This is a genomic window from Streptomyces sp. LARHCF249 (genome assembly GCF_052871255.1).
In genome coordinates this window covers 163722-183821 of the sequence record NZ_JBIXJQ010000009.1, presented here as the reverse complement: position 1 = coordinate 183821, position 20100 = coordinate 163722, and the positions used below count along the sequence as shown (strand labels likewise).

The following is a 20100-nucleotide window of genomic DNA, read 5'->3' as shown; positions in this document are numbered from 1 at the left end:
GGTGCGTAGCGTCAGGAGAACACGAGACGGGAGGTCACTCGCTCCCTCACACCGAGTGACCAGCCCCAGTCATCACGATCCCCGGATCAGACGAGGTGCCTCGATGACTACGTTCCCTGCAGGTGAGCAGACCCACCAGGCTGTGCTTCCTCAGCAGCCTGCTCTGGAATCCGCGAGCGCAGACACCCCTGGGAGCAGGGACGAAACGGCTAGCGGGCTCCCGGCCACCGAGCCGGGCACCGGTAGGGAACATGGGCGAGGGGAGACCGGCGGAGTCCGCACCGGGACGCGTCGGCGACACGCCCGATCCGCTGCTTCAGCAGCGGCAACGGCAGAAATCGGGAGCGGTAACGCTCTCCGCCTGGCAGCAAGCCGGGTGTTCGTGTTGGCGAAGGGGGGCGAACCGCTCGTGCCCTGCCATCCGGCCCGTGCCCGCGAGTTACTGGACAGTGGACGTGCCGTCGTAGCACGGCGGGCTCCTTTCACCATTCGGCTCAAGCACCGGACCCGTGCGGGCTCGGCCGTCGGGGGCGTACAGCTGCGCCTCGATCCCGGCTCCAAGGCGACAGGGATCGCCATCACCGATGAACACCGCCAAGTCGTCCAGGAAGGACGAACAGCCATCGCCCGCCGGGGGCTGGTCACGATCGAACTCCGGCACCGGGGACAACAAATCCACGGCGGCATGATGCGGCGAGCGGGTTACCGCCGCCGCAGGCGCTCGGCGAATCTCCGGTACCGGGCACCTCGACACGACAACCGATCCCGGCCGACCGGCTGGCTTCCGCCATCCCTGCGCCATCGCATCGACTCCACCATGTCCCTCGTCGCGCGACTGTGCCGATACGCACCGGTGGTTGAGATCCACGTGGAGCACGTCGCGTTCGACACGACTGCGATCGCAGGAGCCGTGGCGTGCCGCGCACAGGAAAGCAAGGAGTCGACCACGCCGGATCCGAGATCCGAGCGTTCCTTTTGGCCAAATGGAATAGATCTTGCGCCTACTGCGGCGCCACGGGTGTGCCTCTCGACATCGAACACGTGCATCCGCGAAGCCGTGGGGGATCGGACCGGGTAACGAACCTCGTCCTCGCCTGCGCTCCCTGCAATCAGGCGAAGGGGACGGCACGCATCGAAGAGTTCCTCTCAGACCGGCCCGCGCGGCTGGAAAAGGTAATCACCCAACTGCGGAGACCGCTCCAAGACGTAGCTGCCATGAACTCCACCAGGCTCCAGCTCGTGGAGACTCTCGCAATCCAGGCTGTGCCCGTGCATACGTGGTCGGGCGGGCGAACCCGCTGGAACAAGGTCGCGATGGGATTACCGAAGAGCCACACGCTCGATGCACTGGCCACTGGGGTCATCGACCACGAACGAGGGGACGCCATCGTCCGTATACCCGCACAGGTCCTCGTGGTGACGTCGACAGGGCGCGGATCGTACGCCAGGACCACCCCGGACCGCTTCGGGTTCCCCCGATTGCAACGGCCGCGCCGCAAGGTGCACCACGGGTACGCGACCGGGGACCTGGTAGCGGCCGTCGTTCCCCGGGGGAAGTGGGTCGGCAGGTGGGTGGGACGCATCGCGGTCCGAACCAGTGGCCAGCATCGCATCACGACGCTGACCAGCCGTTTTGATGTCTCCCACCGGAATGTGCAGCTACTCCAGAGAGCCGATGGCTACACCTATCGATTCGCCGGAGAAATTCGGTTGAGCGAACAGCACAGGCCTGCTTAGAGTGGTCGCACACTGAAAGGAGGTGATCCCGGAAATGTATGAAATCCGGACGCGTGAGGTGGCTGCGGGCTAAAGCGCCCGTCGTCGCACGCACCCAGTGCGGTGCCCGGCGGGAACGCCAGGCGCCAATCCCAAGCAGTCACCCGACCCGCGGGCTCGCCGGTACGTCCGGCCGGCTTCTCTCACTGCAGGAGAGGAACCCGAGCCCGCGGGTCGTCTGCTTTTCCGGTGTTTCCGGCCCCGGACGTACGGAACCCGCGCGCCTACGGGCAGAGGCGCTCGATGCGCCACTTCTCCCCGTCGCGTACGTACCGCAGGCGGTCGTGGAGGCGGTTCTCGTGGCCCTGCCAGAACTCCATCTCCTCCGGGACGACCCGGAAGCCGCCCCACTCCGGCGGGACCGGGACCTGTTCGCCCTCCGGGTAGCGCTGCTCCAGCTCCGCGTAGCGGCGGTCCAGCTCGGCCCGCGAGGCGATCACCCGGGACTGGTCGCTCGCCCAGGCGCCCAGCTGCGAGCCGTGCGGCCGGGTGCGGAAGTACGCCGCCGTCTCGTCGCGGCCGACCCGCGTGGCCGTGCCGGCGACGACGACCTGGCGGGCGATGGGGTGCCAGGGGAACAGCAGGGCGATGTGCGGGTTCTCGGCGAGTTCCCGGCCCTTGCGGGAGCCGTAATGGGTGTAGAAGACAAATCCCCGCGCATCGAACTGCTTCAGCAGCACCGTGCGGGAACTCGGGCGCCCGTCGGCGGTGGCGGTCGAGACGATCATGGCGTTGGGCTCGAAGACGTGGGCGACGGCAGCCTGCTGGAACCACCGCGCGAACTGGTCCATGGGATCGGCCGCGAGGCTCTCCTCGGGCACGATCTCGGAGCGGTACTGCCTGCGCATGAGGGCGGGATCAAGGTCCTGATGGGTCACGCCGGTCATCCTGCCGCAGCGCGACGGCCCGGGGTGTGCCGTATGTCACGCTTCCGCAGTCCATCCGGAACGGACAAAATCTTGGGGCCGGTCCGAGGGTCCCCGCACGGATGACCATCGGCCGAGCCGGGCATCAACGGGGATGACCGCGCCGGACCGCGAATCACGCCGGGAGCCGCGCGTGTTCGCACTATCTGAGGAGCCGCCTGATGTCCGATTTCGTACCCGGGCTCGAAGGGGTCGTCGCGTTCGAGACGGAGATCGCCGAACCCGATAAGGAAGGCGGTGCGCTCCGCTACCGCGGGGTCGACATCGAAGACCTGGTCGGGCACGTTTCCTTCGGGAACGTGTGGGGCCTGCTGGTCGACGGTGCGTTCAACCCCGGGCTGCCCGCCGCCGAGCCCTTCCCGATCCCGGTCCACTCCGGTGACATCCGGGTCGACGTGCAGTCCGCGCTCGCCATGCTCGCGCCCGTGTGGGGCCTGAAACCGCTCTTGGACATCGACGAGCAGACCGCCCGCGACGATCTCGCGCGCGCGGCCGTCATGGCCCTGTCGTACGTCGCCCAGTCCGCCCGCGGCCAGGGCCTGCCGATGGTCCCGCAGCGGGAGATCGACAAGGCGGAGTCCGTCGTCGAGCGGTTCATGATCCGCTGGCGGGGCGAGCCGGACCCGAAGCACGTCAAGGCCGTCGACGCGTACTGGACCTCGGCCGCCGAGCACGGGATGAACGCTTCCACCTTCACCGCGCGCGTCATCGCCTCCACCGGCGCGGACGTGGCGGCCGCCCTGTCGGGTGCCGTCGGCGCGATGTCCGGGCCGCTGCACGGCGGGGCGCCCTCCCGGGTGCTCGGCATGATCGAGGAGATCGAGCGCACCGGCGACGCCGTGGCGTACGTGAAGAAGGCCCTGGACAAGGGCGAGCGGCTGATGGGCTTCGGGCACCGCGTCTACCGCGCCGAGGACCCGCGTGCGCGCGTGCTGCGGCGCACGGCCAAGGAGCTGGACGCGCCGCGCTACGAGGTGGCCGCCGCGCTGGAGAAGGCGGCGCTGGAGGAGCTGCACGCGCGCCGCCCCGACCGGGTGCTGGCGACCAACGTGGAGTTCTGGGCCGCGATCATGCTGGACTTCGCGGAGGTCCCGGCGCACATGTTCACCTCCATGTTCAGCTGCGCCCGTACCGCCGGCTGGTCGGCGCACATCCTGGAGCAGAAGCGCACGGGCCGCCTGGTGCGCCCGTCGGCCCGCTACATCGGGCCGGGGCGGCGTGACCCGCGGGACATCGAGGGGTACGCCGACATCGCCGAGACGGCCTGATACGGCCTGATACGGCGCGTAGGCGCGGGCGCAGGGCGCCGTACCCCGGGGCGGGGTGCGGCGCCCCGCGCGTTGCCGGGCTCAGCCCAGGGTCGCGTCCAGGATGCGGGCCCACTGGGCGACCACGCGGTCGCGGCGGGCCGTGTCGTCGGTCAGGACGTTGGCCAGGCCGAGGCCGCGGGCCATGTCGAGCAGGCCCTGCACGGTCTCCCGTACGCCCGGCACGGACTCGTCCGCGCCCAGCAGTTCCACGGCGATGCGATGGGTTTCCCGGCCGACGCGTGCCTCCAGTTCGGTGACCCGGGGGCGCAGCTGTTCCTCGTTGGAGGCGGCCACCCACAGCTGGAGCGCGGCCCGGAACAGGACGCCCGTGTACAGGTCGACGAGTGCCTCGACGACGGCGGGGCGGGCGGCCGGTCCGGCGTGGAAGAGCTCGCGCAGGGCGGTGGAGCGCTCCTCGGCGACGTACTCGACGGCGGCGGTGAACAGGTCCTCGCGGGTGCGGAAGTGGTGCTGGGCCGCGCCGCGGGAGACGCCGGCCCGTTCGGCGACGACGGCGACGGTGGAGCCCGCCCAGCCGTGTTCGGCCAGGCAGGAGACGGCTGCCTCGAGGAGGTGGCGGCGGGTGACGCGGCTGCGGGCCTGCTTGGGGCCGGCCGCGCCGGCCGCCGGGGTGGTCACAGGGACCACGACGGGTCCCGGCGCTCGAAGCGGGCGGTGATGCCTTCGCGGGCTTCGGCGGAGGCGAAGAGGTCTGCGGAGAGCTCGGTCAGGCGGGGGCCGTCGCGGTCCAGGGCCTCGCGTACGGCGGCGGCGGTCAGCGCCTTGGTGGCGGCCAGGCCCTGCGGGGAGGCCTTGCGCAGGCCGGCGAGGACCGGCTCCAGGGCCTTGTCCACGTCGTCCGCGTGCAGGGTGAGCAGGCCGATGCGGGTGGCTTCGGCGGCGTCGAAGGCCTCGGCGGTGAGGAAGTAGCGGGCGGCGGCGCGCGGGTCGAGGCGCGGGAGCAGCGGCATGGAGATCACGGCGGGGGCCAGGCCCAGGTGGGTTTCGGTGAACGCGTACGAGGACTGCGGCCCGGCGGCGGTGATGTCGCAGGCGCCGAGGAGGCCGAGGCCGCCGGCCCGGACGTGGCCGGTGACGCGGGCGAGGACGGGCTTGGGCAGTTCGGCGATCGCGCGGAGCAGGGCCAGGAAGTCGGCCGGGGCGCAGGGGGTCTTGAGGTCGGCGCCGGCGCAGAAGGTGGTGCCGGTGTGGGTGAGGAGGACGGCGCGGGTCGCCGGATCCGCGGCGCTCTCGGCGAGGGCGGCGCGGAGCGCTGCGACGAGGTCGGCGGAGAGGGCGTTGCGGTTGGCCGGGGAGTCGAGGGTGAGGGTGGTGATGCCGGTCGCTCGCGCGGCGTGGACGGGTGGGGCCATGTCTCCTCCGGAGGGGTGGGCGAGTCGGCTGCGCCGGGCTGTGTGAGGGGCCGGGGCCGGGATGGCATTGTCCCGGACTAGTACGACTTGGGGAGGCCCAGGGTCTGGTGGGAGACGAAGTTGAGGATCATCTCGCGGCTGACCGGGGCGATGCGGGCCACGCGGGAGGCGGTGATGAGGGAGGCCAGGCCGTATTCGCGGGTGAGGCCGTTGCCGCCGAGGGTGTGGACGGACTGGTCCACGGCCCGGACGCAGGCCTCCGCGGCGGCGTACTTGGCCATGTTCGCGGCCTCGCCCGCGCCCAGGTCGTCGCCCGCGTCGTAGAGGTGGGCCGCCTTCTGCATCATGAGGCGGGCCAGTTCCAGTTCGATGTGGGCCGCGGCGAGGGGGTGGGCCAGGGCCTGGTGGGCGCCGATGGGGTCCTTCCACACCTGGCGGGTCTTGGCGTAGTCGACGGCCTTGGCGAGCGCGTAGCGGCCCATGCCGATGGCGAAGGCGGCGGTCATGATGCGTTCGGGGTTGAGGCCGGCGAAGAGCTGGAGGAGGCCTGCGTCCTCGTCGCCGACGAGGGCGGAGGAGGGCAGGCGTACGTCGTCCAGGGTCAGTTCGAACTGCTTCTCCGCGGCCTGGAGTTCCATGTCGATCAGCGAGCGGGAGAAGCCGGGGGCGTCTCGGGGCACGATGAACAGGCAGGGCTTGAGGCGGCCGGAGCGGGCGTCTTCGGTGCGGCCGACGATGAGGGTGGCGTCGGCGATGTCCACGCCGGAGATGAAGACCTTGCGGCCGGTGAGGATCCACTCTCCCCCACTCTCGGCTCCGCTCGAGCGGGAGGTGCCCCCATCGTCGCGGCGGGCCGTGGTGGTGATGCGGTGGGAGTTGGATCCGGCGTCGGGTTCGGTGATGCCGAAGGCCATGGTGCGGCTGCCGTCGGCGAGGCCGGGGAGCCAGGCTTGCTTCTGGGCCTCGGTGCCGAAGCGGGCGATGACCGTGCCGCAGATGGCGGGTGAGACCACCATCATCAGGAGGGGGCAGCCGGCGGCGCCGAGTTCTTCGAGGACGATGGACAGTTCGGCGATGCCGCCGCCCCCGCCGCCGTACTCCTCGGGCAGGTTGACGCCGAGGTAGCCGAGCTTGGCGGCGTCGGCCCACAGTTCGTCGGGGTGGCCGCCCTCGCGGGCGACGCGGGCGAGGTACTCGCGGCCGTATTTCTGCCCCAGGGCGGCGACCGCCGTGCGCAGGGCCTTGTGCTCGGGCGTTTCGATGGTGGCGGAGCTCATGACGTCGTTTCCTCCTGGACTACGGCGAGCAGGGCGCCGAACTCGACCTGTCGGCCCGTGGCGGCGTGGAGCGCGGTGAGCGTGCCGGAGGCGGGAGCGAGGATGCGGTGCTCCATCTTCATGGCCTCCAGCCAGAGCAGGGGCTGCCCGGCGGTGACGGTGGCGCCGGGGGCGAGGCCCTCGGCGATGCGGACGACGGTGCCGGGCATGGGGGCGAGGAGGGAGCCCGGTTCGGTGCGGTCCTGGGGGTCCGCGAACCGGGGGACGGGGGTGAGGGTGTGGGCGCCGGTGAGCGTCGAGTCGACGTAGACCTCCGGCTTGTTCGAATTTTGTTTCACGTGGAACAGGCGGCGGATTCCGTCGACTTCGAGTGTGACGAGGGTGGGGGTGGCGGACAGGACCCGGACTCCGGGGTGGTCCACCGGGTGATAGCTCACTTCGTACTCGGCTCCCGCCGCCGTGTAGCGGCGGGTGTGCGGCTGGGAGCGGACGTTGCGCCAGCCGCCGAGGCGGGCGGCGAGGGGGGCGTCCGGGGCCGGGGCGGCTTCGGCGAGGGCCGCGGCCAGGGCGGCCAGGGTGGCGTCCGGGGCGCCTTCGGTGAGGGCCGGGAGGTGGCGCTCGTAGAAGCCGGTGTCGAGCCGGCCGGCGGTGAAGTCGGGGTGGCGCAGGGAGCGTACGAGGAGTTCGCGGTTGGTGGTGAGCCCGTGGATGCGGGCTCCGGCCAGGGCGTGGGCGAGGGCGCGTACGGCCTCGGCGCGGGTCGGGGCGTGGGCGACGACCTTGGCGAGCATGGGGTCGTAGTGGATGCCGACGTCGTCCCCGTCGGCGAAGCCGGTGTCGACGCGGACCGCGCCGGGGACGTCGAGGGTGTGCAGGGTCCCGGTCTGGGGGCGCCAGTCCTGGGCGGGGTCCTCGGCGTACAGGCGGGCCTCGACGGCGTGGCCGGCGGACGGTGGCGGGGTGGGGGGCAGGGCCGTGCCCTCGGCGATGCGCAGCTGGAGGGCGACGAGGTCCAGGCCGAAGACGGCTTCGGTGACGGGGTGTTCGACCTGGAGGCGGGTGTTCATTTCCAGGAAGTACGGGCGTCCGTCGGCGGTGACGAGGAACTCGACGGTGCCGGCGCCCTGGTAGGAGACGGCGCGGGCGGCGGCGACGGCGGCCTCGTGGAGGCTCTCGCGCAGGGTTTCCGGCAGGCCGGGGGCCGGGGCCTCCTCGATGACCTTCTGGTGGCGCCGCTGGAGGGAGCAGTCGCGGGTGCCCAGCGCCCAGACGGTGCCGTGGGCGTCGGCGAGGATCTGCACCTCGACGTGGCGGGCGCGCTCCACGTAGGGCTCGGCGAAGACCTCGCCGTCGCCGAAGGCCGAGCGGGCCTCGGCGCAGGCCGTGTCGAGGGCCTCCTTGAGGGCGTCGAGGTCGCGGACCACGCGCATCCCGCGGCCGCCGCCCCCGGCAGCGGCTTTGAGGAGCAGGGGCAGGTCGGCGGCGGTGGCGGCGGCCGGGTCGACGGGGTCGAGGAGCGGGACGCCGGCGGCGCGCATCAGCTCCTTGGCGCGGGTCTTGGAGGCCATCGCCTCGATGGCCTCGGGCGGCGGGCCGATCCAGGTCAGCCCGGCGGCCCGGACCTCGCGGGCGAAGCCGGCGTTCTCGGAGAGGAAGCCGTAGCCGGGGTGGACGGCGTCGGCCCCGGCGGCGAGCGCGGCCTTGATGATCAGGTCGCCGCGCAGGTAGGTGTCGGCGGGGGAAGCGCCGGGCAGGCGTACGGCCGCGTCGGCGGCGCGTACGTGCAGGGCGTGCTCGTCGGGGTCGGAGTGGACGGCGACGGTGGCCAGGCCCAGGGCGCGGGCGGTGCGGAAGACGCGGACGGCGATCTCGCCGCGGTTGGCCACGAGGAGGGCCGAAAGGGGTGTGCGGGGCATGGTCATGTGCGGGCTCACATCCGGAAGACGCCGAAGCCGCCGCGGGCGCCCTCGACGGGGGCGTTGTGGACGGCTGACAGGCACAGGCCGAGGACGGTTCGGGTGTCGCGCGGGTCGATGACCCCGTCGTCGTAGAGCCGCCCGGACAGGAACATCGGCAGGGACTCGGACTCGATCTGCGCCTCGACGAAGGCGCGCATTCCGGCGTCCTGTTCCTCGTCGTACGGGAGGCCCTTCGCGGCGGCGGACTGCCGGGACACGATCGACAGGACGCCCGCGAGCTGGGTGGGGCCCATGACGGCGGACTTGGCGCTGGGCCAGGCGAAGAGGAAGCGCGGCTCGTAGGCGCGGCCGCACATGCCGTAGTGGCCGGCGCCGTAGCTCGCGCCGATGAGCACGGACAGGTGGGGGACGCGGGAGTTGGAGACCGCGTTGATCATCATCGAGCCGTGCTTGATGATGCCGCCCTGCTCGTACTCCTTGCCGACCATGTAGCCGGTGGTGTTGTGGAGGAAGAGCAGGGGGATGTCGCGCTGGTTGGCGAGCTGGATGAACTGGGCGGCCTTCTGCGACTCGGCGCTGAACAGCACGCCCTGGGCGTTGGCGAGGATGCCGACCGGGTAGCCGTGGAGGGTGGCCCAGCCGGTGACGAGGCTGGTGCCGTAGAGGGGCTTGAACTCGTCGAAGTCGGACGCGTCGACGATGCGGGCGATGACCTCGCGGGGGTCGAAGGGCGTCTTCAGGTCGGGCGGGACGATCCCGAGGAGCTCTTCGGGGTCGTACTTGGGCTCCTCGGCCCGCGGGGGCTCCGCGTGCGCCGGTCGGTGGTTCAGGCGGGCGACGACGCGGCGGGCCTGGCGGATGGCGTCGTGCTCGTCGAGGGCGTAGTGGTCGGCGAGGCCGGAGGCGCGGGCGTGCATGTCCGCTCCGCCGAGGGACTCGTCGTCGCTCTCCTCGCCGGTGGCCATCTTGACCAGCGGCGGACCGCCGAGGAACACCTTGGAGCGGTCCTTGATCATGATGGTGTGGTCGGACATCCCGGGGATGTACGCGCCGCCGGCGGTGGAGTTGCCGAAGACGACGGCGACGGTCGGGATCCCCTCGGCCGAAAGCCGGGTCAGGTCGCGGAAGATGGCGCCGCCCGGGATGAAGATCTCCTTCTGGGAGGGCAGGTCGGCGCCGCCGGACTCCACGAGGCTGATGACGGGCAGGCGGTTCTGCCGGGCGATCTCGTTGGCGCGGAGGGCCTTCTTCAGGGTCCAGGGGTTGCTGGCGCCGCCGCGGACGGTGGGGTCGTTGGCGGTGACCAGGCAGGGGACGCCCTCGACCGTGCCGATGCCGGTGACCATGGAGGCGCCGACGGGGTAGTCGCTGCCCCAGGCGGCGAGCGGGGACAGCTCCAGGAACGGGGTGTCCGGGTCGAGGAGCAGCTCCACCCGCTCGCGGGCCAGGAGCTTGCCGCGCTGCTTGTGGCGGGCCGTGTACTTCTCGCCGCCGCCGGCGAGGGCCTTGGCGTGCTCGGCGTCGAGCGCGGCGAGTCGTTCCAGCGCGGCGGTACGGGCCTGCGCGTGCTCGGGGGCGTGCGGGTCGACGGTGGTACCGAGGCGGGTCATGAGCCGGTCCCCTCCGGGGCGGTGGCGGGCGGCCGTTCGGGCAGCAGCCGGGTCGGGATGTCGAGGTGGCGGGCGCGGAGCCATTCGCCGAGGGCCTTGGCCTGGGGGTCGAAGCGGTGGCCGGAGGCGACGCCGTCGCCGAGGATTCCGGGGAGGGTGAAGTTCAGGGCGCGGAGGTTCGGGAGCGGGTGGCGGGTCACGGGCAGGGCCCGGGCTTCGGGGAGCAGGTCCTGCAGCAGCTCGACGGTGAGGGTGTGCTCGAGCCAGTGCCAGGCGGCTTCGGTGTCCGCCCAGACGCCGATGTTCGCGTCGCCGCCCTTGTCTCCGCTGCGGGCCCCGACCAGCAGGCCAAGGGGTGCGCGGGTGGTGGGCCCCGCGGGGCTATCTCCCGCCCCGCCCCTTCCCGAACCGGGGCTCCGCCCCAGGCCCCTCCCCCGGACTCCGTCCGGGGCGGAGCCTCCGGTTTCGGGAGGGCGCGGGGTGGGGGAAAGGCCGCGCGCGGCGGGCACCGGCAGGCGGGTGCCGTCGGGGAGGACCGCTTCGTGGGGGACCGAGTCCGCCGGGACCAGGGTCGAGGTGAAGACCCCGTACGGCTGGGCCGGGCCGGGCGGGGAGGTCACGTGGAAGCCGGGGTAGCTGGCGAGGGCGAGCTCGATCGCCGCCGAGGTCAGGTCCCGGCCCACCCGGTCGGCTGACGGATCGCGGGCCACCAGGCGCAGCAGCGCACTGGCCGTCTCCTCCGTCGGGGCGTCCTCGTGGTCGGTGCGGGCGAGGGTCCAGGCGGCGTCGGCCACGCCGTCCAGGGCCTCGGCGAGCTGGGCGCGGACGAGGTCCGCCTTCGCCTCGATGTCCAGGCCGGTCAGGACGAAGACCACCTCGTTGCGCCAGCCGCCGATGCGGGTGACGCCCACCTTGAGGGAGTCCGGCGGCGGTTCGCCGAGTACGCCGGAGACGCGGACGCGGTCGGGGCCCTCCTCGGTCAGCCGGACCGTGTCCAGGCGGGCCGTCACGTCCGGGCCGAGGTAGCGGACGCCCTGGGTTTCGTAGAGGAGTTGGGCGGTGACCGTGCCGGGCGAGACGACTCCGCCGGTGCCCGGGTGCTTGGTGATCACCGCGGAGCCGTCCTCGGAGATCTCCGCGAGGGGGAAGCCCGGGCGGCGGACGTCGTGGGCGGTGAAGAAGGCGTAGTTCCCGCCCGTGGCCTGCGTGCCGCACTCCAGGACGTGGCCCGCGACCACCGCCCCCGCCAGCCGGTCGTAGTCGTCCGGCGCCCAGTCGAACCACCAGGCCGCCGGGCCGCTGACCAGTGCCGCGTCCGTGACCCGGCCGGTCACCACCACGTCCGCGCCCGCCCGCAGGCACGCCGTGATCCCCGCGCCCCCGAGGTAGGCGTTGGCGGTCAGTGCCCCTTCCCCGTACGGCATGAGGTCGTCGCCCTCGACGTGTGCGACGGTGACGGGAAGCCCCGCCTTGGCCGCCAGCGCCCGCACCGCATCGGCCAGTCCGGCCGGGTTCAGGCCGCCCGCGTTCGCGACGATCCGCACGCCCCGCTCGTGCGCGAGGCCGAGCCCTTCCTCGAGCTGGCGCAGGAAGGTCTTCGCGTACCCGAGGTCCGGGTTCTTCAGGCGGTCGCGGCCGAGGATGAGCATGGTCAGCTCGGCCAGGTAGTCCCCGGTCACCACGTCCAGCGGGCCGCCGGTCAGCATCTCGCGCAGGGCGTCGAAACGGTCCCCGTAGAAGCCGGAGGCGTTGCCGATGCGCAGGGGGCGCCGCGGAAGCCGGGTCATCGGGAGCCCTCCGGAGCGCGGCCCGGGCCGGCCGGGCCCGCGAAGGCCTGCGCGATGCCGAGCCAGCGGTCCGCGTCGGGGCCGGTGGCGGCCAGGGCCAGGTCGGCGCGGTGGGCCCGCTGGGTCACCAGGAGGCAGAAGTCGAGCGCCGGGCCCGTGATCCGCTGCGGGGCGTCCGGGGGCCCGTACGTCCACACCCCGGAGCCGTCGGGCGCTGTCAGCTCGACCCGGAACTCCTCGGCGGGGGCGGGCAGTCCGCGTACGGCGTAGGCGTAGTCGCGGGCCCGTACGCCGATGCGGGCCACGTGCCGCAGCCGTGCGGTCGGGGTGCGGCGTACGCCGAGCGCGTCGGCGACGTCCTGGCCGTGCGCCCAGGTCTCCATCAGCCGGGCGCTCGCCATCGAGGCGGCCTTCATCGGCGGGCCGTACCAGGGGAAGCGGGTGGCGGGCGAGGCGGCGGCGAGGGCCCGGTCGAGGTCGGTGCGCCCGGAGCGCCAGCGGGCGAGCAGCTCGGCGGGCGGCAGCTTCGCGCCCTCCGCAGCGCCCTCGTCGACGAAGGAGTCGGGGGCTTCGAGGGCCTCCTCGACCATGCGGCCGAAGGCGGTGGCGTCGGTGAGGGAGAGCAGGGCGGCCCGGTCGGTCCAGTGCAGGTGGGCGATCTGGTGGGCGACGCTCCAGCCGGGAGCGGGGGTCGGCCGGGCCCAGTCGGGTCCGGGCAACTCGCCTACCAGGGCGTCGAGTTCTCGCCCCTCCTCACGCAGGTCGGCGAATACGGCGGCAGAGGCGGCAGAAGCGGCAGTGGCGGCAGCAGTGGCAGCGGCGGCATCGACGGCGGACGGATCGGGCACGGCAGGTGCTCCCCTCTCGGCGTGAGGGGAAGACTGGCAGCCGCCACCAAAACAATCAAGCATGCTTGCATGGTTTTCTCGGCGGGTGGCGCGTTCCCGCCTCCCACGCCAACCGGCCGCAGGACAAGGGAAGTTGCGGAGCCTTCCTGGCAGGCGCCGGTTCCCCGCCGGCACGGTCGCCGGACGCGCGGGGGGCGATTCAGGCCGTAAGCCGGAAACTCGCGATACGTCACCGGATGTCCCGTCGATACTGGACGTTCCGCTCCGGGCCCGGGCGGGCGCAGCACGTTCATGTCACTCGACGCAGACGACGACGAAGAGGATGAACTGACGTGACTCCAGCCGCCCGCATCCCGCGACCTTCCCAGACCCCCTTCTCGCTCTACCCCGAACTCGACGCGAACGCCCTGAACGCCTTCGTCACCGCCCTGGAGCTCGGTGACGTCACCGGCCTCTCCCCCGCCCGCGCCGCCGAGGTCGCCGAGGTCCGGTCCATCGCCGTCTTCACCCGCGGCAAGGTGACCGGCGCCGACGGGGACCTCCTCGACGCCGCGCTCTGGCGCCACAACGGCAACCAGCCGCGCCCGCTGATCGTGATGCCCTCGCCGTGGACCAGCCTGGGCTGGCTCGTGTACGCCGTCCAGGCCACCCTCTTCGCGGCCCGCGGCTACAACGTCCTCGCCTACACCACCCGCGGTTTCCCCGGCTCCGAGGGCAAGGTGGAGGTGGCGGGCCCGCTCGACGTCGCCGACGGCAGCCGGGCCCTGGACCACCTCATCGAGCGCACCGCCGGACCGGTTGCGGGGATCGGCTTCCTCGGGGACTCGTACGGCTCGGGCATCAGCCAGCTGGTCGCCGCGCACGACACCCGCGTCGACGCCGTGGTCGCGCTCAGCACCTGGGGCGACCTCGGGGAGGCGTTCTACGAGAACTCCACCCGGCACGTCGCGGCCGTACGGGCCCTGCTCGAGGCAGCCGGGAAGGCGCGGCTGAGCCCGCAGACGCAGAGCGTCTTCGACAACGTGCTCGCCAACCGCGACATCCAGGGCACCCTGGCCTGGGCGGAGCCGCGCTCGCCCTTCACGCACATCAAGGAGCTCAACCGCCGCCAGGTGCCGGTGCTGTACGCGCACGCCTGGCACGAGACGCTCTTCCCGGCCAACCAGACGCTGAAGATGTTCAACGAGCTGACCGGCCCCAAGCGGATGGTCCTGTCCATAGGCGACCACTCCGGCCCCGAGTCCTCGGGCATGTTCGGCCTGCCGAACCGGATCTGGACGGACGCGCACCGCTGGTTCGACCACCACCTCAAGGGGATCGAGAACGGCATCGGCGACGAGGGCCAGGTACTGAGCGAGGTCATGTGGAACAAGACCCTCGAACCCCGCCCGACCTGGCCCTCCCTCACCGAGCACATCCACCGGCTGCACCTGGCGGGCAGCGGGGACCTGGCCGAGGCGCCGGAGGCGGGCTGGACGGCGACCGTGCTGTGCGGGGTGGACACCCCGGCGACCGTCGCCGACGCGGTGGTCCTGTCCGGCTACGCGGAGATGGCCGGCCGGCCCAAGGTCTATCCGACGGGCGAGATCGACCGGTCCGTCGCCGCCGTGTGGACCTCGGCCCCGGTGGAGGAGGCCACCCGGCTGCGGGGCACTCCGAAACTGCGGGTCACCTACCGGGCGCCCAACCCGGGCTCCGCCTTCGTCGCCTACCTCCTCGACACCGCGCCCGACGGCACGGCGCACATCGTCACGCACGCCCCGTACACCGACCTCGATTCCCCGCCCGACAGCCTGATCAGCGCGGACATCGAGCTGCAGGCCACGGCGTACGACGTCCCGCGCGGCCACCGGCTGATGCTGGTGATCGACGCCCGCGACCCCTTCTACGGTGACGCCAACCTGCCGCGCGCGACGCTGGCCTTCACCTCACCGGAGGCGACGCCTTCGTACCTGGACCTGCCGCTCGGATAACGGGTACGCCCGCCCCCGCCGGTCCCCCGTGGCCGGCGGGGGCGGGCGTACGGTCTCAGGAGCGGCGGCTGAAGTCCATCGTCCAGTTGTGGATCCAGGTGGCGCCCTCGTCGAGCGAGAAGAACTGCTCCCAGCGCGGCGACTCCCCCGCCGCCGTCCCCGACCACACGAACCGCACGCGGACCGCCTTCCCGTCGTGCGTGTCCTCCCCCTCGAAGACCCCGCGGCCGCCGTCGAACCGGCCGACGACGGGCGGGAACAGGACGCCGGTGCGGCGGCTCGACCAGTACAGCGACCACTCCTCGCGCTCCCGGTCGAAGAGGCGCAGCGTCAGACCCCCGAAGCCCTTCGTCGGGAAGTCGATCTCGTCGAAGCTGGCGCCGCCGTCGAAGTGGCGGGAGACGCGGGACACGGCCGGGAACTCCTCCCACGCGCTGTCCGCGTCGAGGAAGTCGGCGCGCCAGCGGTTGGCCACGTCCCAGGTGCCGATGAGGAAGTCGAAATCGTTCATGCGTGGACCGTAGGAGCACTTCACTGACATCCTCTGTCAGTGAAGTCGAGCCGCTTGCTGTCGATCCTGCTCCTGCTCCAGACCCGGGGCCGGATGACCGCCGCCGAGCTCGCGGGCGAGCTGGAGGTGTCGGTCCGTACGGTCTACCGCGACGCGGAGGCGCTGGCCGCGGCGGGCGTCCCGCTGTACGGGGACGCCGGGCACAGCGGCGGCTACCAGCTGCTCGCCGGCTACCGGACCCGGCTGACGGGGCTCAGTACGGGCGAGGCGGAGGCCCTGTTCCTGACCGGAATGCCGGGACCGGCGGCCGAACTGGGGCTCGGCCGCGCCCTGTCGGCGGCCCAGCTGAAGCTGCGGGCCGCGCTGCCGCCGGAGTTGCGCGCCCAGGCCGACCGGATGCGGGCGCGGTTCCACCTGGACGCGCCGGGCTGGTACGCGGAGCACGAGGAGACCCCGTACCTCGCGCAGGTCGCCGACGCCGTGTGGCAGGGCCGGGTCGTCGAGGTGCTGTACCGGCGCTGGAAGGAGCCCAGGGAGGTGAAACGTCTGCTCGCCCCGTACGGACTGGTCCTGAAGGCGGGCCGCTGGTACCTGGTGGCGGGCCCGGACGGCGCCCGGACGTACCGGGTGGACCAGATCCTTTCGGTGACGGAGACGACGGAGACCGCGGACCTCCCGGAGGGCTTCGACCTGGCGGCGCACTGGCACCGGACCCAGGAGGACTTCCACGCGCGGCTCTACCCGGAGGAGGCGGAGGTACGCCTGTCCGCGCGCGCCGCGGAGCGGCTGACGGGCGCGCAGGCCCGCGCCCTGGCGGCCACGGGCAGCCCGGACCCGGACCTGCCGGGTTGGACCCGCGCGACCCTCCCGATCGAGTCGGCGGACCACGCCGAGGCCCAGTTCCTGGCCCTGGGGACGGAAGCCGAAGTCCTCTCCCCGCCGGCCCTGCGCACCCGCATCCGGACCACCCTGGCGTCGATGACGACCCGCTACGCCCAGGTGTACTGACCCGCAGGGTTGTTTACCCGGCGAGGTGGGCGGCGGCGTCCGTCAGGCGGCCTGCTTCCGGGTCTGGGAGCGGACCGCGCCCATGCTGGCCGCGATCACGAGGGCGATGGCCAGGGCGTCCAGCGCGGACATGGCCTGGTTCAGGACGAGGAAGCCCGCGGTGGCCGCGATGGCCGGCTCCAGGCTCATCAGGATCGCGAAGGTCGGGGCCGGGAGCCGTCGCAGGGCGAGCAGTTCCAGGGTGTACGGCAGTACGGACGACAGGACGGCCACGCCCAGGCCCAGCGCGAGGGTGCTCGGCACCAGCAGGTCGGAGCCGGCTTCGAGGATGCCCAGCGGCAGTGACAGCACCGCGGCCACGGCCATCGCCAGGGCCAGGCCGTCCGCCTGCGGGAAGCGGCGGCCCGTACGCGCGCTGAACACGATGTACGCCGCCCACATCGCGCCCGCGCCGACCGCGTAGGCCGCGCCCACGAGGTCGAGGCCGCCGAAGCCGGCCCCGCCATGGCCGGCCAGCAGTGCGACGCCGGCCAGGGCCAGGCCCGCCCAGAGCAGGTTCACCAGGCGCCGGGAGACGATCACGGACAGGGCCAGCGGGCCGAGCACCTCGAGGGTGACGGCCGGGCCGAGCGGGATGCGGTCGATGGCCTGGTAGAAGAGCCCGTTCATGCCCGCCATGGCCACGCCGAAGGCGACCACCGTGCCCCAGTCGGCGCGGAGGTAGCCGCGCACCTTGGGGCGGCACAGGAGCAGCAGCACGATCGCGGCGGCCGCGAGGCGCAGCGTGACCACGCCGGCCGCCCCGGCCCTCGGCATGATCATGACCGCGAGGGCCGCGCCGAACTGCACCGAGATCCCGGCCGAGACCACCAGCGCGACCGGGCCGAAGCGGGATCCGTCGGCGGAGGGCGCGGAGGCGGGGGCGGAGGCGGCGGTGGCCGTCGCCGTCGGGGAAGCGGAGGGTGCGGGCATTTATCCAGATTAGTGGGTCGTAAGGAGTGTCGCCGCATGGCTTGCCTTACATATCGGGTCCGGCTCGCCCGCCGTCCAGTCCTTCGGCCAGGAGTTCCGCCAGGTGGCGGGCCCGGACTCCGCCGCCCAGCTGGGCGATCTGGGTGCGGCAGGAGAAGCCGTCGGCCTGGACGACGGCGTCGCGCGGAGCCGCGCGGAGGGACGGCAGGAGCTGCTCCTCCGCGCAGGCCACCGACACCTCGTGGTGGCCCGGCTCGAAGCCGAAGTTCCCGGCCAGGCCGCAGCAGCCGCCGCTGAGCTCGCCGGTGAGCCCGGCCCGCTCGCGCAGCCGCCGGTCTGCGGCGTCTCCGAGCACCGCGTGCTGATGGCAGTGGGTCTGGCCCGCCACCGGCCGGTCGAGGCGGGGCGGCTTCCAGTGCGGGGCGTGCTCCTCGAGGGTCTCGGCGAAGGTGCGGACGGCTGCCGCCAGTCGCTGGGCGCGGGGGTCGTCGGGGAGGAGGGCGGGGAGGTCGGTGCGGAGGGCTGCGGCGCAGCTGGGTTCCAGGACGAGGACCGGGCCGTGGCTGTCGCCGAGGGCGGCCAGGGTGCGGCGCAGGACCGTGCGGGCGCGGTCGAGCCGGCCGGTGGAGATGTACGTGAGGCCGCAGCACAGCCGGCCGGCGGGGACGGATACGCGCAGGCCGGCGGCGTCGAGGACGCGGACCGCCGCGTGGCCGACCTGTGGCGTGAGGTATTCCGTGAACGTGTCCGGCCACAGGGTGACGGCCGCGGCATCGTGCCCGGGCGGGGCCGCGGTGTGCCCGCGCCTGAACGGTTCGCGGGCCAGTGCCGGCAAGGCCCGTTCGCGGGCCAGGCCCGGAACCCGGACCAGGCGGGCCAGGGCGTTCGCGGCGCGTGCGCCCCGCAGGCGGGCGATCAGCCGGAGCCAGGCCGGGAGGCCGCCCAGGGTGTAGTGGGCGAGCGGGCGGATGCGGCCCGCCCAGTGGTGGTGCAGGAACTCCGCCTTGTAGGAGGCCATGTCCACGCCCACCGGGCAGTCGCTGAGGCACCCCTTGCAGCCCAGGCACAGGTCCAGCGCCTCGGCGACCTCCGCCGAGCGCCAGCCGTCCCGTACGACCTCTCCCGCCAGCATCTCGTGCAGCAGCCGGGCCCGGCCCCGCGTGGAGTGCCGCTCCTCCCCCGTGGCCCGGTACGAGGGGCACATCACCCCCGGCCCGCCCGCGTCGGCCGACCGGCACTTCGCGACGCCGACGCACCGGGCGACCTCACCCGCGAAGGGGGTCTGCGGCAGCACGGCGAAGCGGAGGTTCTCGTCGAGGCGCCCCGGCCGGACCAGCATCCCCGGGTTCATGCCGCCCGCCGGGTCCCACACGTCCTTGTACGCGCCGAAGAGCCGGACCACGTCCTGCCCGTACATCCTCGGCAGCAGCTCGGCCCGCGCCTGCCCGTCCCCGTGCTCCCCCGACAGCGAGCCCCCGTGGGCGACGACCAGATCCGCCAGGTCGCAGGAGAACGCCCGGAAGCGGGCCACGCCCTCCGCCGAGACCAGGTCGAAGTCGATCCGCACGTGGACGCAGCCCTCGCCGAAGTGCCCGTACGGGGATCCGCGCAGCCCGTGCTGCGCCAGCAGGGCGCGGAACTCCCGCAGGTACGCCCCCAGCCGGACCGGCGGCACCGCGCAGTCCTCCCATCCCGGCCAGGCCATGCCCCCTCCCGGCATCCGCGTCGCCGTGCCCGCCGCGTCGTCCCGGATCCGCCACAGCGCCCGCTGCCCCGCCGGGTCGGTGACCACCACCGCGTCGAGCGCGTCAGCGCCCCGTACGAGGTCCCGCGCCGCGCCCTCGTCCCGCATCTCCACGAACAGCCAGGCCCCGCCCCTCGGCAGGCCGACCGCTCCCGGCACCAGGTCCTGCGCCATCCCCTCCACCGTGAGCGGCCGGTACGGCAGCAGCCCGGCGGCCGCGTCCGCCGCCGCGCTCTCGTCCCCGTACCCCAGGACCGCCAGCACCGGCGCGGGCGGCAGCTCCACCAGGCGCACCACCGCCTCCGTGACCACCCCGAGCGTGCCCTCGCTCCCGCAGAACGCCCGCGCGAGCTGCACGCCCCGCTCGGGCAGCAGCGCGTCCAGTCCCCCGTAGCCGGAGATCCGCCGGGAGAAGCCGCCCGCCATCCCGGTGCGCAGGAGCGCCAGGTTGTCGCCGACGAGCTCCCGCAGGCCGTGGGGGGCTCCGGACCAGCCTTTCGCGATCCGGTGGGCGGTGCCCCCGTACGCCGTCACCGCCAGCTCGGCCACGTTGTCCGCGGTGGTCCCCCAGGCGACCGAGTGGGCTCCGCACGCGTTGTTGCCGATCATGCCGCCGAGGGTGCAGCGGGAGTGCGTGGAGGGGTCCGGGCCGAACGTCAGGCCGTACGGGCGCACCGCCTCCCGCAGCCGGTCGAGGACCAGCCCGGGCTGGACCACGGCGAGGCGCGCGGCCGGGTCCACGGAGACCAGGGCGTCCATGTGCCGGGTCAGGTCGAGCACCACGCCCACGCCCGTGGCCTGGCCCGCGATGGAGGTCCCGCCGCCGCGCGGGACGACCGGCACCCCGGCCGCGGCGCACACGCGCAGCGCGGCCGCCACGTCGTCGCCGTCGCGCGGCGCGACGACGCCGACCGGCACGCGCCGGTAGTTCGAGGCGTCCATGGTCGCCAGCGCCCGGGCCGCGGCACCGAAGTCCACCTCCCCGCGCAGCTCCGCCCGCAAGGTCCGCTCGAGTTCCCCGGGTGTGGTCACGGCGTCTACCCTGCCACCGGCCCGGCGTCCACGT

Annotated in this window: 16 protein-coding genes; 5 read left to right on the top strand and 11 right to left on the bottom strand. The window is 73.3% G+C overall.

Annotated elements, in window-relative coordinates:
* Positions 1 to 103 precede the first annotated feature (103 nt).
* Together iscB and ACIPUC_RS25820 are read left to right on the top strand one after the other, a co-directional pair.
* Positions 104 to 1078 (top strand): RNA-guided endonuclease IscB, encoded by a 975-nt coding sequence (gene iscB, locus ACIPUC_RS25825; RefSeq protein ID WP_446592500.1) that lies wholly within the window; start codon positions 104 to 106, stop codon positions 1076 to 1078.
* Positions 1021 to 1737, top strand: coding sequence for an HNH endonuclease (locus ACIPUC_RS25820; protein WP_446592498.1), 717 nt, complete (start codon positions 1021 to 1023; stop codon positions 1735 to 1737). Before iscB ends, ACIPUC_RS25820 begins: the two co-directional genes overlap by 58 nt.
* A 263-nt stretch (positions 1738 to 2000) precedes the next feature.
* Here ACIPUC_RS25820 and pdxH read toward each other — a convergent pair whose 3' ends face one another.
* Positions 2001 to 2663: a pyridoxamine 5'-phosphate oxidase gene (gene pdxH / locus ACIPUC_RS25815; RefSeq protein WP_446592497.1), complete on the bottom strand. Its 663-nt coding sequence runs from the start codon at positions 2661 to 2663 to the stop codon at positions 2001 to 2003.
* 200 nt (positions 2664 to 2863) lie between these two features.
* Between pdxH and ACIPUC_RS25810 the strand changes: the two genes are divergently transcribed.
* A complete protein-coding gene (locus ACIPUC_RS25810) occupies positions 2864 to 3970 on the top strand; it encodes a citrate synthase 2 (protein ID WP_446592496.1) in 1107 nt (368 codons plus the stop codon).
* A gap of 81 nt (positions 3971 to 4051) precedes the next feature.
* On the opposite strand, the gene ACIPUC_RS25805 is transcribed toward ACIPUC_RS25810, so the two are convergent.
* From ACIPUC_RS25805 to ACIPUC_RS25775, 7 genes are all read right to left on the bottom strand, one after another.
* On the bottom strand, positions 4052 to 4660 hold the full coding sequence (locus ACIPUC_RS25805) for a TetR/AcrR family transcriptional regulator (RefSeq protein ID WP_446592495.1): 609 nt from the start codon (positions 4658 to 4660) through the stop codon (positions 4052 to 4054).
* Positions 4648 to 5385, bottom strand: coding sequence for an enoyl-CoA hydratase family protein (locus ACIPUC_RS25800; RefSeq protein ID WP_446592494.1), 738 nt, complete (start codon positions 5383 to 5385; stop codon positions 4648 to 4650). Before ACIPUC_RS25800 ends, ACIPUC_RS25805 begins: the two co-directional genes overlap by 13 nt.
* A 77-nt stretch (positions 5386 to 5462) precedes the next feature.
* Positions 5463 to 6662: an acyl-CoA dehydrogenase family protein gene (locus ACIPUC_RS25795; protein WP_446592493.1), complete on the bottom strand. Its 1200-nt coding sequence runs from the start codon at positions 6660 to 6662 to the stop codon at positions 5463 to 5465.
* Positions 6659 to 8584 (bottom strand): acetyl/propionyl/methylcrotonyl-CoA carboxylase subunit alpha, encoded by a 1926-nt coding sequence (locus ACIPUC_RS25790; RefSeq protein WP_446592492.1) that lies wholly within the window; start codon positions 8582 to 8584, stop codon positions 6659 to 6661. The genes ACIPUC_RS25795 and ACIPUC_RS25790 overlap by 4 nt, the downstream gene beginning before the upstream one ends.
* 8 nt (positions 8585 to 8592) lie before the next feature.
* Positions 8593 to 10191, bottom strand: coding sequence for an acyl-CoA carboxylase subunit beta (locus tag ACIPUC_RS25785; RefSeq protein ID WP_446592490.1), 1599 nt, complete (start codon positions 10189 to 10191; stop codon positions 8593 to 8595).
* Positions 10188 to 11978: an acyclic terpene utilization AtuA family protein gene (locus ACIPUC_RS25780; protein ID WP_446592489.1), complete on the bottom strand. Its 1791-nt coding sequence runs from the start codon at positions 11976 to 11978 to the stop codon at positions 10188 to 10190. The genes ACIPUC_RS25785 and ACIPUC_RS25780 overlap by 4 nt, the downstream gene beginning before the upstream one ends.
* Positions 11975 to 12739, bottom strand: coding sequence for a TIGR03084 family metal-binding protein (locus tag ACIPUC_RS25775; RefSeq protein ID WP_446592668.1), 765 nt, complete (start codon positions 12737 to 12739; stop codon positions 11975 to 11977). The genes ACIPUC_RS25780 and ACIPUC_RS25775 overlap by 4 nt, the downstream gene beginning before the upstream one ends.
* 419 nt (positions 12740 to 13158) lie before the next feature.
* Here ACIPUC_RS25775 and ACIPUC_RS25770 point away from each other — a divergent pair, with 419 nt between their 5' ends.
* Positions 13159 to 14799: a CocE/NonD family hydrolase gene (locus ACIPUC_RS25770; RefSeq protein WP_446592488.1), complete on the top strand. Its 1641-nt coding sequence runs from the start codon at positions 13159 to 13161 to the stop codon at positions 14797 to 14799.
* A gap of 55 nt (positions 14800 to 14854) precedes the next feature.
* On the opposite strand, the gene ACIPUC_RS25765 is transcribed toward ACIPUC_RS25770, so the two are convergent.
* On the bottom strand, positions 14855 to 15310 hold the full coding sequence (locus ACIPUC_RS25765; protein ID WP_446592486.1) for a hypothetical protein: 456 nt from the start codon (positions 15308 to 15310) through the stop codon (positions 14855 to 14857).
* Positions 15311 to 15349: 39 nt separating this feature from the next.
* On the opposite strand from ACIPUC_RS25765, the gene ACIPUC_RS25760 reads away from it, so the two are divergent.
* Positions 15350 to 16318, top strand: coding sequence for a helix-turn-helix transcriptional regulator (locus ACIPUC_RS25760; protein WP_446592485.1), 969 nt, complete (start codon positions 15350 to 15352; stop codon positions 16316 to 16318).
* Between the two features lie 42 nt (positions 16319 to 16360).
* On the opposite strand, the gene ACIPUC_RS25755 is transcribed toward ACIPUC_RS25760, so the two are convergent.
* Complete coding sequence (locus ACIPUC_RS25755; RefSeq protein ID WP_446592484.1) at positions 16361 to 17290, bottom strand: EamA family transporter; 930 nt, start codon at positions 17288 to 17290, stop codon at positions 16361 to 16363.
* 46 nt (positions 17291 to 17336) lie between these two features.
* Complete coding sequence (locus tag ACIPUC_RS25750) at positions 17337 to 20066, bottom strand: FAD-binding and (Fe-S)-binding domain-containing protein (protein WP_446592483.1); 2730 nt, start codon at positions 20064 to 20066, stop codon at positions 17337 to 17339.
* Positions 20067 to 20100 lie beyond the last annotated feature (34 nt).

Excerpts from the sequence above, each read along its gene's own strand:
- iscB (WP_446592500.1), top strand. The coding sequence starts at position 104 with ATGACTACGTTCCCTGCAGGTGAGCAGACCCACCAGGCTGTGCTTCCT.
- pdxH (WP_446592497.1), bottom strand. The coding sequence starts at position 2,663 with ATGACCGGCGTGACCCATCAGGACCTTGATCCCGCCCTCATGCGCAGG.
- ACIPUC_RS25810 (WP_446592496.1), top strand. The coding sequence starts at position 2,864 with ATGTCCGATTTCGTACCCGGGCTCGAAGGGGTCGTCGCGTTCGAGACG.
- ACIPUC_RS25800 (WP_446592494.1), bottom strand. The coding sequence starts at position 5,385 with ATGGCCCCACCCGTCCACGCCGCGCGAGCGACCGGCATCACCACCCTC.
- ACIPUC_RS25795 (WP_446592493.1), bottom strand. The coding sequence starts at position 6,662 with ATGAGCTCCGCCACCATCGAAACGCCCGAGCACAAGGCCCTGCGCACG.
- ACIPUC_RS25790 (WP_446592492.1), bottom strand. The coding sequence starts at position 8,584 with ATGACCATGCCCCGCACACCCCTTTCGGCCCTCCTCGTGGCCAACCGC.
- ACIPUC_RS25785 (WP_446592490.1), bottom strand. The coding sequence starts at position 10,191 with ATGACCCGCCTCGGTACCACCGTCGACCCGCACGCCCCCGAGCACGCG.
- ACIPUC_RS25780 (WP_446592489.1), bottom strand. The coding sequence starts at position 11,978 with ATGACCCGGCTTCCGCGGCGCCCCCTGCGCATCGGCAACGCCTCCGGC.
- ACIPUC_RS25765 (WP_446592486.1), bottom strand. The coding sequence starts at position 15,310 with ATGAACGATTTCGACTTCCTCATCGGCACCTGGGACGTGGCCAACCGC.
- ACIPUC_RS25755 (WP_446592484.1), bottom strand. The coding sequence starts at position 17,290 with ATGCCCGCACCCTCCGCTTCCCCGACGGCGACGGCCACCGCCGCCTCC.